This is a genomic window from Brakhagea slesvicensis (genome assembly GCF_052161625.1).
GTDB lineage: Bacteria > Planctomycetota > Planctomycetia > Pirellulales > Pirellulaceae > JBKCUI01.
The window spans coordinates 4,179,301-4,191,760 of record NZ_CP197412.1 but is presented as its reverse complement, the minus strand read 5'-3'; the positions used below and the strand labels follow the sequence as shown (position 1 = coordinate 4,191,760).

At 55.7% G+C, this 12,460-nt stretch carries 8 protein-coding genes; 5 read left to right on the top strand and 3 right to left on the bottom strand.

Annotated features, from left to right (window positions below; genetic code table 11):
• Nucleotides 1-11 precede the first annotated feature (11 nt).
• Nucleotides 12-1,304: a phosphatidate cytidylyltransferase gene (locus tag SH467x_RS15875; RefSeq protein WP_482368086.1), complete on the bottom strand. Its 1,293-nt coding sequence runs from the start codon at nucleotides 1,302-1,304 to the stop codon at nucleotides 12-14.
• Between the two features lie 109 nt (nucleotides 1,305-1,413).
• Here SH467x_RS15875 and hemC point away from each other — a divergent pair, with 109 nt between their 5' ends.
• Entirely contained in the window at nucleotides 1,414-2,343 is a 930-nt protein-coding gene (gene hemC, locus SH467x_RS15870) for a hydroxymethylbilane synthase (RefSeq protein WP_482368085.1), read from the top strand.
• A 9-nt stretch (nucleotides 2,344-2,352) separates the two neighbouring features.
• Here the strand turns inward: hemC and SH467x_RS15865 are convergent, their stop codons facing one another.
• Nucleotides 2,353-4,077 (bottom strand): NADPH-dependent assimilatory sulfite reductase hemoprotein subunit, encoded by a 1,725-nt coding sequence (locus SH467x_RS15865; protein ID WP_482368084.1) that lies wholly within the window; start codon nucleotides 4,075-4,077, stop codon nucleotides 2,353-2,355.
• A gap of 175 nt (nucleotides 4,078-4,252) precedes the next feature.
• Between SH467x_RS15865 and folD the strand changes: the two genes are divergently transcribed.
• Entirely contained in the window at nucleotides 4,253-5,131 is an 879-nt protein-coding gene (gene folD / locus SH467x_RS15860; protein ID WP_482368083.1) for a bifunctional methylenetetrahydrofolate dehydrogenase/methenyltetrahydrofolate cyclohydrolase FolD, read from the top strand.
• Between the two features lie 47 nt (nucleotides 5,132-5,178).
• Complete coding sequence (locus SH467x_RS15855; protein ID WP_482368082.1) at nucleotides 5,179-6,222, top strand: Gfo/Idh/MocA family protein; 1,044 nt, start codon at nucleotides 5,179-5,181, stop codon at nucleotides 6,220-6,222.
• A gap of 258 nt (nucleotides 6,223-6,480) precedes the next feature.
• Here the strand turns inward: SH467x_RS15855 and SH467x_RS15850 are convergent, their stop codons facing one another.
• The gene (locus SH467x_RS15850) at nucleotides 6,481-7,671 is read right to left on the bottom strand and encodes a sialidase family protein (RefSeq protein ID WP_482368081.1); all 1,191 of its coding nucleotides are present in this window, start codon (nucleotides 7,669-7,671) and stop codon (nucleotides 6,481-6,483) included.
• A 176-nt stretch (nucleotides 7,672-7,847) separates the two neighbouring features.
• On the opposite strand from SH467x_RS15850, the gene SH467x_RS15845 reads away from it, so the two are divergent.
• Complete coding sequence (locus SH467x_RS15845) at nucleotides 7,848-10,904, top strand: DUF1553 domain-containing protein (protein ID WP_482368080.1); 3,057 nt, start codon at nucleotides 7,848-7,850, stop codon at nucleotides 10,902-10,904.
• The gene (locus SH467x_RS15840; protein ID WP_482368079.1) at nucleotides 10,894-12,390 is read left to right on the top strand and encodes a DUF1501 domain-containing protein; all 1,497 of its coding nucleotides are present in this window, start codon (nucleotides 10,894-10,896) and stop codon (nucleotides 12,388-12,390) included. The genes SH467x_RS15845 and SH467x_RS15840 overlap by 11 nt, the downstream gene beginning before the upstream one ends.
• Nucleotides 12,391-12,460 lie beyond the last annotated feature (70 nt).

Genomic DNA, 12,460 nt, shown 5'->3' with positions numbered 1-12,460 from the left:
AAACAGATGCATTAGACAAAAAAGAATCGAGTCAGATGGTAGAAAATCGGAGCGGAGAAGCAGAGTGTATCGATCCGATCCAGAACACCAGCGTGTCCGAGCACCAACGACCCGTAGTCGTGCACTCCACGATCCCGCTTGATCGCGCTCATCGTCATCCCGCCGGCGAATCCGAGCCAAGCGACCACGATCGCCATCGAAGCGGCTTGCCAAGGCGTAAACGGAGTGACCCAAAAAAGAAGTGCACCGACGATCCCAGTTGAAAGGGAACCACCCATCAGCCCCTCCCAAGTCCGTGAACTACTCACATCTTTCGCAACGATCCTGTTCCCTTTGATAAGACTCCAAGTCCATTGGAACACATCAGAGATTTGCGAAATCAAGATGAAGAAGAAGAGCAATCCCGCGTTGCTTCCGTTCCATGGTTCACCATCGCTCGTCGACAGCTTGAGATCGAGCAATGCGGGAGCAAACGACAAGCAATACACGCATATCAGCAACCCTGCCTGGATCTGGGCAGAACGCTCCAGAAATCTCTTGTGATCACCTGCCATCGCGATGCGGGCCGGGATAAAAAGAGAGGCATAAACTGGGATCATGATGCTATAGATATCGTACAAATCGATCGACTCTCCCGGCCGGATATCCCAGTGCGAAATCGCGATCAATACATATTGAAGCGGTGTGAAAACCACCAGACTCCAAAATAACGCCCGATGGTCGCCGCGGCGCGTCGGCGTCATGGTGATAAATTCTCGAAAAGCCCAAAACGAGACTAAACCAAACAAGATGATTGTCCCGATTCGGTGCATGAAGAGGCCCGCGATCAGGATGGCAAACATAAGCCACCAAGCCCACAAGCGATGAACAAATCGCTGCACCAACGCCGGATTGATGAGTGGGTTCGGAGTGCGCGTTAGGTAGTGGGCTACCGAAGATGCGATGCCTAAGACGACCAGCACCACCGTCGCGAGCATGATCGTGGGGAAGTCGAACCAGAGCGCTTCGACGGGTCCCTTTCCCACTCCTTTTTCGGCAGGATTTGGCTGCCCAATGACCTCGCGCTGAATCGGCGTGACGTTCGGATTCGTCATTCCTTCGGGCTCATTACCGCTCGATTCGTCTGCCGCTTTCGGTTCCTTATCGGCTTTCGATTCCTCTGCTGCTTTCGTTGGCTCGCGCGCAAGCTCCTGGGCCGATTCCTGAGTCGGTGTCGGCAATTCCGAGGAAGGGAGCGGGCTTTCCGTCCCCTCTTCGCTCTTCTGCGTTTTATCCTGTGCGAAAACCAAGTTAAAAATTAGCATCTGCGTCTGTCGGTTTATGAATGCGAACTCTCCGCTATATTATCAGGAAATTTCGCGATGCCGAGTCGTGAACGCAACTTTATACCCTTTAACAACTTACAGAGGATCCATGCGAATCCGCCTCGGAACTCGTCAAAGCCCATTGGCCCTTTGGCAAGCCCATCATGTTACCAATCTGCTGGAAGCGGCAGGGCATGAAGTGGAGCTGGTCAAAATCATCACCTCGGGTGATGTATCGACCACGCCCCTCGGTGCATCGGGTGGTGTCGGCGTCTTTACGAAGGAAATCCAGCGAGCCCTACTCGACCACCGATGCGACTTGGCCGTCCACAGTCTGAAGGATCTCCCGACTGCCCCCGTCCCGGGTTTGCATCTGGCTGCCGTTCCCATGCGAGAAGAAGTCTCGGATTGCCTTCTCTCTACAAAGTTCACCACCCTCGACTCCCTGCCCGAGGGCGCGACAGTTGGAACGGGTTCCCCGAGGCGGCGAGCTCAATTGCTGCGACTTCGCCCTGACTTGAAACTGTCCGAGATTCGAGGCAATGTCCACACGCGCATCCAAAAGATGGAGTCAGGCGAATTCGATGCGATTCTTCTGGCCTACGCAGGACTTCACCGACTGGGACTCGATGATCGCATTACACAGCGATTCACGGACGAAGAATTGCTTCCGGCGGTTGGCCAAGCAGCATTGGGGCTAGAAACGCGGGACGACGATTTGGAAATCACCCGGGTGGTGGAATCGCTGCAACATAGAGAAACCCATTTTGCGGTTCTTGTGGAGCGAACGCTGCTGCGAACCCTGGAAGCGGGTTGTCTCACTCCGCTGGCCGCTTTGGCGACCATCGACAGCACCACGATCACTCTCTCGGCACGTGTCTTTTCTGAAGACTTCACCGAGATGATCGAACAGCGTTGGAAATGGCCACGTCCCGAGCAATTGGAGCTGCTTCACGCTCTCCATTTAGGGGAGCAATCTGCGGCAGATCTGATCGAACTGGGTGCCAGCGAGCTGATTCACCCAGATCGATTCGAGTAATCGACAACGCTACTCCGCAGGCGGAGCCGACCAAGCAAGGAGTTGCTCCAAGCCTGCTCGCGCACAGAAATCGCCGAACGATTCCGACTCCAACCGCTCTTCTTTGAATTTCACGAAGAGAGGTCGAAGGGTCGTCACGAGTTGTTCAAGAGGAATCAGATCCTTGAAGATGAACCCTAGACGCGTTCCAAGTCTCGTGCCACCGACAAAGACGGTGTACTTCCCCTTCGCCTTGCCGACAAACCCAATGTCCGAATTGTAGGGACGGGCGCAACCATTGGGGCAACCGGTCATTCGCACCGTGAACAACTCTTTGTCCAAACCAAGCTCCAGCAGGACCTTCTCCATTTCATCCATCACGTCGGGCATAACCCGTTCGCTTTCGGTGATAGAGAGCCCGCAAGTTGGCAACGCGACGCATGCGATCGACCAGCGTCGAACGTTGGAAATCTCTTCTGAAAGCGGTAAGCCCCGCTTTTTGATCAAGCTCGCGAGTCGCGCCTTATCCTTTTCTTCGATGTTGCAGAAGATAATGCTTTGGTGCGCGGTCAACCGAATCTCAGGTTGCAACTCGGTGCAGATGTCCCGCAGAGCCGCTTTCCATGCACGATTTCCATCGTCATACAACCGACCGTTCTCCACGTTGAATCCGTAGAACCAACGCCCATCGCCTTGCTCATCCCAACCGATGTGATCGTTGTGCTCGACGACATCGTCCTCGGTGCAGTCCGCCAGCTTCGAGCCGTAATACTCTTCGACCTTGGACCGGAACCATTCGATCCCCTTGTCGTGAATCAAGTACTTCAGACGGGCACGCTTTCGATCGTCGCGATAGCCAAAGTCCCTTTGTACTTTCACAACCGCTTCGGCGATTGGAACAGCCTGCTCGTTGGTGACGAAGGCCATTCGGGAGGCGAGACGTGGAAAGGTCTTCTTCGCGCTCGGGGTAACCCCCAACCCACCACCGACCACCACGTTGTAACCCATGATTTGTCCGTCGCGCACCACGGCGATGTAGCCCAAGCAATTGGTGTACACATCGACACAATTGTCGTCAGCCAGCGCAATCGCCGTTTTGAATTTGCGTGGCAAATAAACTTTGCCGTAAATCGGTTCAAACTCTTCGTCGCTTCCCCCTTCCAACGTCTTCACGCCGGTTTCGGGATCTTCCAGCCAAAGTTCGTAGTAGGCCCTCGTTCGAGGCGCCAGGTGCATCGCGATGTCATAAGCCAGCTTTTGAATGACCGGACGAACATTATCGCGGTAGGGAGCAGGGCAAGCCATCACGTTGCGATTCACGTCGCCACAGGCCGATAGCGTACTCAGGTGCGTGTCGTTGATCCGCTTGATGCAGGCTCGCAAATTGGATTTGAGGATCCCGTGGAGTTGCAGTCCTTGACGCGTGGTCACTTTCAGAGTCGTGTTGCCGATTTCATCGCAGAGATCGAGGTGAGCCAGCAGTTGTTGGCTGGTCATAATCCCCGCTGGAATGCGGCTGCGAACCATGAACGAGTAAGCTTTTTCGCTCTTCCCCGACTCGGTCGCCGCGCCCCGGGCTTCACGGTCATCCTGCTGGTAGGTGCCGTGAAATTTCAGAAGCTGCAAATCGTCTTTGCCGAAGTGATCGGAGTCCTTTCCAAGCTCTTCGCCGATCGTGCCTCGAAGGTATCGGCTAGCGGTTTTGATCCCTTCGACAGGGCTAAGCTTCTCGGTGGTCGTTTCGGCTTGGGACATCAGACTCTGCAAAATCAAACAGGGATTGCCGAGCTCGGGCCAAAACACAATTGTCTGGCAGGTCAGGGTGCTCGACGGGATACTATCTCAAAGAATATAACAGATGGTCGTTTGGGCGATATCCCGATTGAACCGTAATACCCCACCACCGTTAACGAAATCCCAGGTCTGCGGCATGACAGCACGCGTTCTCGATGGCAAAGCCATCGCGCTCCAAATACGGCAGGAAGTCCAAGCAGAAGTAGCGAAGATTATCGAGAGAACCGGAAAATCACCTTGCTTGGCCGCAGTCTTGGTCGGTGAAGATCCAGCCAGCCAAGTCTACGTCCGCAACAAGGAGGTGGCATGCCAGAAGGCGGGAATCGGTAGCCAGCTCTTCCGACTCCCCGCCCAAACGACCACCGAGGAATTGTTGGCCCTCGTCGAACGTTTGAACCTGGATCCTGCTATCCATGGCATCTTGGTCCAACTGCCGCTCCCCAAGCAAATCGACGAACGGAAAGTCCTCGATGCCGTTGCCCCCGGGAAAGATGTCGATGCCTTTGCACCCGAAAACGTAGGGCTTATGTCGCAAGGGCGCCCTCGCTATCTCCCTTGCACCCCCCACGGCGTGATGCAATTGTTGCACCGAGAAGGGATCGCAACCGAGGGAAAAGAAGTCGTCGTGATCGGACGTAGCGATATCGTCGGCAAGCCACTTGTCTCCATGCTCCTCCAAAAATCGGGACCGTGCGGGGAAAGCAATGCCAACGCGACGGTCACGTGTGTCCATAGCCGCACCCCGAATTTGAAAGAGGTCGCGCGGCGAGCGGACATTCTCATCGTCGCCATCGGAAAAGCCCATTTTGTGACCGCTGACATGGTCAAACCTGGCGCGGTCGTCATCGACGTTGGAATCAATCGATCGGGTGAAGGAATCGTCGGGGATGTCGACTATGCTGGTGTCCGAGAGATCGCGTCGGCCGTCACTCCCGTTCCCGGAGGCGTCGGACCTCTCACGATCGCCATGCTACTCCGAAACACGCTCGAGGCATTCCGCTTCGCGAATCCTTAATCAACTAGAACCACTCTTATTCCCTCCCAACTGATGAAGGACACACGATGACAGGATGGGCCATTGTTGGCTGCGGTATGATCGCCAAATTTCATGCCAAAGCGATTGCGGACATGAAAGGCTCGCGGCTGGTCGCTTGCTACAGCCGTTCTCCCGAAAAGGGGGCTGAATTCACCAAAGCGTTTGGAGGCACAGCGTACACCGACTTAGCAACCATGCTCGCCAACCCCGACGTCGACGTGGTGACCATTTGTACCCCGAGCGGCGCCCACCTGGAACCTGGCATCGCGGCAGCCCGCGCCGGAAAACATGTCTTGGTGGAAAAGCCACTGGAAATCACTCCCGCTCGCTGCGATAGGCTCATTGCGGCCTGCGAAAAAGAAGGTGTACGCCTGGGAACCATCTTCCCATCTCGCTTCCACCGCTCCGCCCAATTGCTCAAACAAGCCGTCGATGCAGGGCGTTTCGGATCCATTGCCCTCGCAGCGGCTTACGTGAAGTGGTATCGAACCCAGCAGTATTACGACAGCGGCCAATGGCGAGGTACTTGGAAACTCGACGGCGGTGGTGCGCTGATGAACCAAGCGATCCACAGCATCGATTTGCTCCTTTGGCTTATGGGCCCCGTGAAGTCGCTTCACGCCATGACCGCGCTGCGTGCTCACGAACGGATCGAAGTCGAAGACGCTGCTGTCGCATGCCTTGAGTTCGCATCGGGCGCTCTAGGGTCGGTCGAAGCGACCACAGCCGCGTACCCCGGCTCGCTCAAACGAGTGGAAATCGCAGGCTCCACCGGCTACGCCACTCTCGAGGAAGAGGCCCTGATCAAATGGGATTTCGCGAAGAGTTTAAAGGTCGACGCGAAGATCCAAGAGGAAATGAAATCGAACACGACCGGTGGCGGAGCCTCCGATCCCGCAGCGATCGGACACAAAGCTCACCAAGCCCTGTTCGAAGACTTCCTCAAATCCCTCAAAAAAGGGACACCCAATTTGATCGACGGAGTCGAGGGACGGAAGAGTGTTGAACTGATCCATGCGATCTATAAATCGGCCAAAACGTGTAAGAGAGTCACACTTGCGCGCAATTGACGTGGCGTCACTTTTCTGAAGCGTGTGGAGCACCACATCCTCCCGGAAAACATGCGTTTTCGCAGCCGGTTCAGTGAGGAAACCCGCACGCCCAAATGTGCACAGGGAATTGGGTTTGAAGACAAATCTGTCCGATAATAAAAGCATACCCCTGTGGATCACTTCGGGGCAAATCGAACTTACAAACGCTGGGGGCAGCCAAGTAAATTCGTAGGAAGTCCACAGGGGTATTTTCGTTTCTACATCGGGGGTTTGGTGTTAGTCTTCGGTCACCAGCCACTCCCAGTTCAGCCGTTTGATCTCGACGTCTCCCGCCCCTTCGTAGAGGCAGAGAATGGTTCCATCGGCGAGCACGGCGAGATCGGAGTACGCCGAGGATCCTTCGACAAGTAGCTTGGAATTCGGCCAGGTCTGGCCATCGTCGTCGCTCCACTGGATCGTCAGCTTTTCACGCTTGCCTCGTCCCGCTTCGATCTCTTTCCCAGAAGCATCGCGTGCGAGCGTTCGGGGAGCCGAGTAGAGAATCACCCCGGGCTTGTGCATGTAAGTCGCGATGCTCGCCATGCAGATCGGTTCCCAAAGTTCGGCCTGAAATCGGGGCGTACTCCAGCCGCTGGCACCATCCGGGCTGGTCGATACCAGCTTGCGGTTCGGTATTGAAACGTTTCGATTCACGAGCAAGCAATCCCCTGCGTGACGCACCGCAATCATCGTTTCATTTGGATTCCCAAACTCTCCTTGATTGGGAAAGACGAGTTCCCCCGCGAGCCAATTCTTTCCATGGCCATCGCTGTAAATGGTCGCGGCAGCGGACGGCGCATGCGCGCCATCCTTTCCGTAGGCGAGCCAGATCGGAACGACAAGTCGGCCGGAGGGGAGCTGAACACCGTGACCGGGGCCTGTGGCAATCACGGTCCAAGGATACGCTTTCCGAAACGGCTCAAACGTGGCTGTGACATCGACCGGATCGCTCCAAGTGGCTCCGTCATCCAGACTGCGCATGGAAAAACATCGCGCGTAATTGATGCAATAAAGCATTTCCACCGCGCCGGTTTCGCGATCGACGATCATCACGGGGTTGTTGACGGTCTGTTCCCGTTCCCCCCCAGACGCTTTCCGCGGATTCCCCTCGATGCGTTCCCCGCGATGGGCAATGTTTTGCGATGGTAGCCAAGTCCGACCGCCATCGACGGAGCGGCGTAGATGGATTTCGATTTCCCCCCAGTCCGCTCTCGTATTGCGCCGCGCCTCGACATACGCCAAAACCGTCCCTCCAGGAGTTACCACCATGCCTGGGATTCTGTATAGCGTCACTCCATCCATGCCAGCCGGAAAGACCTTTACCGTCTCCATCATGGGCTCTGCGCCAAAGACTGGGCACCCCAACCACGCGATGGCCCACAACGCAATGGCCCACACTGCGACAAGGGGGGAAATGAAATGGATCATGAAGAACTCCGAGAGGATGATCGAGGCTTGCTAACGTAGCTGGTATGATAATTCATTCTCCCTGCATTGGCGTCCTCCCCCTCTCCCCCCCAAAAGCCCCCTTTCCGACCGTGTCTCCCCGCACCCAACGAAAACATCGATCCTCGCTTCTAAGGCGACTAGCCAGGTGCATCGTTTTGGGAATCCCTTTTGCGATCCTCCTCGCTCAAGTCTTTGCCCAGCAGCCCCCGACCGACATAGGCCCAGTCACCAATGGCCCAGTCACCAATGGCCCAGGCGACGAAAGCCCCGTCGAAATCGCCCCGATCCTTCGTGAACATTGCCTGGCCTGCCATGCAGGAAGCGATCCGCAAGGTGGATTGAATCTCACCACGCGCGCTTATGCCAACGCAGGTAGCGACTCGGGGCAAGTACTGCATTCCGATTCGCCATTGCAGAGCCTGCTATGGCAGGTCATCGAACGCGATGAGATGCCACCGAAAAAGCCATTGGATGCGGATACAAAAAAGGCTTGGAAGCAGTGGCTTGTGGAGGGAGCGGTTTGGCCTGACACGCCCATCGACCCGTTAGCTTTTACGAGTTCCTCGCGAGCGGGATACGACTGGTGGGCCTTGCAGCCGCTCCAGCACCCCGAAATGTCTTCGGAACCATCCGATGCACCGACCCGTATAGACTTCTATATCGATCGAACGCTTCACGAAAGAAACCTTCGTCGATCACCCGAAGCGGACCGTCGAACCTTGCTCCGTCGCGTCCATTTGGATCTCACGGGACTTCCACCACCCAACGAACTGTTGGAGCGGTTTATTGCGGACAGTTCTCCTGACGCCTACGAAAGAATGGTAGATGAACTGCTCGCTTCACCTCATTATGGCGAACGTTGGGGGCGGCATTGGCTAGACGTGGTGCGCTTCGGTGAAACGAATGGTTTTGAGTACGACGAACCTCGCAACCACTTTTGGCACTATAGAAATTGGGTCATTCGATCGCTCAACCGGGACATGCCATACGATGAATTTGTTCAATGGCAGGTTGCTGGAGACTCGCTCTTTTCCGCCCCTGTCGAGGGAGCGGAAGCGACGGGTTTCTTGGTTGCCGGACCTCACAACACGACCTTGCCGGCAGGAAATCCCCTCGCGCGACTGGCCATGCAGCAGGACGAATTGGAGGAGTTGGTAGGAGTAGTCGGCCAGACGTTTCTCGGGCTTACCGTCCAATGTGCGCGATGCCACGATCACAAATTCGATCCGATTTCGCAGCAGAATTACTATGAGTTCGCGGCTTCTTTGAGCGGGGTGCGCCACGGTGAAAAGTCTCTATCGCTCCCTGTCGAAGGAGAGTTGTTCCGTTCGCAGCAGCAGATTCGAGCCGCGATCGATGCGATTGACTTGGATATTGACACTTTGGTGCAACAGTCGGCTCGCGTCTCACTTCCACGGGACGGATTAACCGCGGAGGCTCCTCGCCCTCTCCCCATCCCACGAGTCGGCTGGTCCGCAAAGGATCCTGCGATGGACAACGATTCGTCACTCGCTTGGACGACTCATGGCCAGGTGACCAGGGAAGGGACGTTTGCGGCTTTTGATGGATCGGGTGGATACCTAGCAAGCCCCGCATTCGAGTTGCGTGGAGATTCGAAAACGTTGACCGCTTGGGTTCAACTCTCCGATCTCTCCCAATCGGGAGGAGGAGTCGTCTCTCTCCAAACTCTCGATGGAACTCAATTCGATGCCATCGTATTCGGCGAACGGTCTCCCCAAGAGTGGATGGCAGGAAGCAACAACTTCGTCCGCACTCGAGCCGTTCAAGGTGAGAAAGAGGTATCCGCGCTGAACACCCCTGTGCACATTGCGATCGCGTACGCACCCGATGGGACCATTCAAATCTACCGCAATGGTGTTCGCTACGGAATCGACTATCGCGCCACCGAAAAGCTGCCAACACAGGGTATATCGTTGCAGGTCGTCATCGGATTGCGTCACACCCCTGCTGGTGGAAACCGATCGCTGCGAGGAAAGGTCTTCCAAGCCTCCTTGTTCGATCGCCTCCTGTCAGAGGACGAATTGCGATGGCTAGCGTCGGATCCCGATCGATCGATTTCGTCCATCGAACAACTTATCGCTGGGCAGCCGGTCGAGGTGCGAGAGCGTATGAAGTCGCTGGAGGGACGACGCAAGCAGCTTCAGCGCGAACAAACGAAAATGGCGGAAGGGAATAGGAAGGTTTTGTATACGCATACAGGAAACGCCTTGGAAACCAACCGAATCTTTTATCGCGGTGAAGTCGCAAACCCAGGACCATTGGTGGAACCGAATGGACTACCGGCCTTGAGATGGCCCGGAAGCGATCACCTTTTTCTCGCATCGAAAACGGAATCGGATCGACGCGGCGCATTGGCCCGGTGGATCACGGCCCCCCAGAATGGACTTTTTGCACGCGTGATGGTGAATCGAGTTTGGCACTATCACTTTGGAACCGGTTTGATAGCCACCCCCAATGACTTCGGGTTCCAGGGTGGTGTTCCCAGCCATCCAGACCTCTTGGAAGATCTTGCTCTGCGGTTCCAAGAGGACGGGTACCGCCTCAAGCCACTTCACCGATCGATTGTCTTGTCGGCGGCGTATCGTCAAAGTTCTCGTCTACGCGAGAGCGCGAAACAGTCCGATGCGGACAATCGTTGGCTCTGGCGATTCCCCCCCAAACGGCTCGGTGCGGAGGAGCTCCGCGATAGCCTCCTAGCGATATCAAACCGTTTAAACCGCGAAATAGGAGGAGTTGGGTATCGCGATACGCAACACGCGTTCGTCAAAGGCACCCACACCTACACAACGCAAGACGAATCCGAGATTCACTTCCTGCGTCGTACCGTCTATCGATTCTACGCTCGTGGGGGACGCAATCCATTGCTTGATACATTTGATTGCCCAGACCCCTCCGTCGCGACTCCGAAGCGAGCCGAAACTACGACCCCGCTTCAGTCTCTGGCGTTGCTCAACAATCCGCTTCTCTTTTCCATCTCTCAATCGATCGCGCATCCGACCCATCTCGTATCGGTTCCGCTCGACTCCCCCACGTCAATGCAAAACGCAATCGATCGAATCTATCGCACGGTTCTAATGCGTGATCCAGAAATGGAAGAGCGTGTGTATGCCTTCGAATTTGCAATGCAACATGGGCTAGTACCGTTGGTGCGGGTCCTTCTCAACAGCAATGAGTTTCTCTATGTCCGATAAACAAATGGATGCACCAGAGAATCCAGTTTGGAACACGCAAGGTTCTCTGGCACGGCGCCAACTCCTTTCGCTGGCATCGAACTCGCTCGCGGGAGTCGCCCTGGCGTCGCTCGTTCATCGGGAGGCGTCAGCGGCCCCTCCGATGCGATCGCCCGGCCAAACAGCGGCCGAAGCTATGGGCACACCGCATCACGTGCCGCGCGCCAAGCGAGTCCTACACATCTGCTGCTGCGGTGGTTTCAGTCATATTGATTCTTTCGATTACAAGCCGGAGTTGGAACGGTTTCACGGAAAATCCCTTTCGACGGAAGACCGCCCTGTCACATTCTTCGATCAGATCGGATTGATTAGGAAGAACGATTGGGGCTTTCGCCAACGCGGAGAAAGCGGCTTATGGATCTCCGATTTGTTCCCACGCCTAGCAGAAGTTGCCGATGAATTGACCGTCATTCGATCCATGGTGGCTGAATCCGCGAACCATACGCCGGCTACATTCGAAGAGAACACAGGCTTTCGTCTAAACGGCTTTCCCGTCATGGGTGCTTGGGCCTCCTACGGATTAGGCGCCGAGACCGATGAGCTACCATCGTATGTCGTTTTGCCCGATGAACGCGGGTACCCCGCTGGTGGTGAAATCAATTGGTCCAACGGGTTTCTTCCGGCGCAGCACCAAGGTGTCACGTTCCGAAGTAAAGGAACCGTCCTGCACGATTTGCATCCTCCTGAACAATCGATTGCACCAGAGTCGGATCGCGCATCCCGAGATCTCCTCCGCGGCTTGAACGAAAGACTTTTGGAACAGACGGGACCAGAAGACGCACTCCTGGCGAGAATGAAGAGCTATGAGCTAGCTGCCAAAATGCAAATCGCAGTCCCCATCGTGACCGATTTGAATCGCGAGTCGATGGAGATGCTGAACATGTATGGAATTGGTTCCGAGGAAACCGACGGTATGGGACGCCGTTGTCTGATGGCGCGAAGGCTGCTGGAGAATGGAGTTCGTTTTGTTCAACTCTTCTCCGGCGGTTCGTTTGGTTCTCCACGTATCAACTGGGATGGTCATGAAGATGTCAAGGAGAATCACACGCGCGAAGCACACCGAATCGACCAGCCCGTTGCTGCGTTGCTAAAGGATTTGCGTCAGCGAGGGATGCTCGACGACACCTTGGTACTCTTCACCACCGAGTTTGGCAGAACTCCGTTTACGCAATCCAAAGCGGACGTGGTTGGTGCAGGGAGAGACCACAACATGCTCGGATTCTCCGTCTGGATGGCCGGAGGGGGACTCAGGAGAGGGATGGGCTATGGGGCTACCGACGAGATCGGCTGGAAAGCGGTGGAGAAGCCGGTGCATTGGTACGATTTCCATGCGACCGTCCTTCACTTGCTAGGAATCGATCACACGCGACTGACTTATTACCACAATGGAATCCAACGCCGACTGACCAACGTTCACGGTGAAGTCCTCACGGATATATTGGCCTAATCCGCACCGCCCGATTCGCTGTGCCGATTCGCTGTGCCGATTCGCTGTGCCGATTCGCTGTGCCGATTCG

Coding starts and splice junctions, on each gene's coding strand:
- SH467x_RS15865 (WP_482368084.1), bottom strand. CDS start 4,077: ATGTCCCAAGCCGAAACGACCACCGAGAAGCTTAGCCCTGTCGAAGGG.
- hemC (WP_482368085.1), top strand. CDS start 1,414: ATGCGAATCCGCCTCGGAACTCGTCAAAGCCCATTGGCCCTTTGGCAA.
- SH467x_RS15850 (WP_482368081.1), bottom strand. CDS start 7,671: ATGATCCATTTCATTTCCCCCCTTGTCGCAGTGTGGGCCATTGCGTTG.
- SH467x_RS15840 (WP_482368079.1), top strand. CDS start 10,894: ATGTCCGATAAACAAATGGATGCACCAGAGAATCCAGTTTGGAACACG.
- SH467x_RS15855 (WP_482368082.1), top strand. CDS start 5,179: ATGACAGGATGGGCCATTGTTGGCTGCGGTATGATCGCCAAATTTCAT.
- folD (WP_482368083.1), top strand. CDS start 4,253: ATGACAGCACGCGTTCTCGATGGCAAAGCCATCGCGCTCCAAATACGG.
- SH467x_RS15875 (WP_482368086.1), bottom strand. CDS start 1,304: ATGCTAATTTTTAACTTGGTTTTCGCACAGGATAAAACGCAGAAGAGC.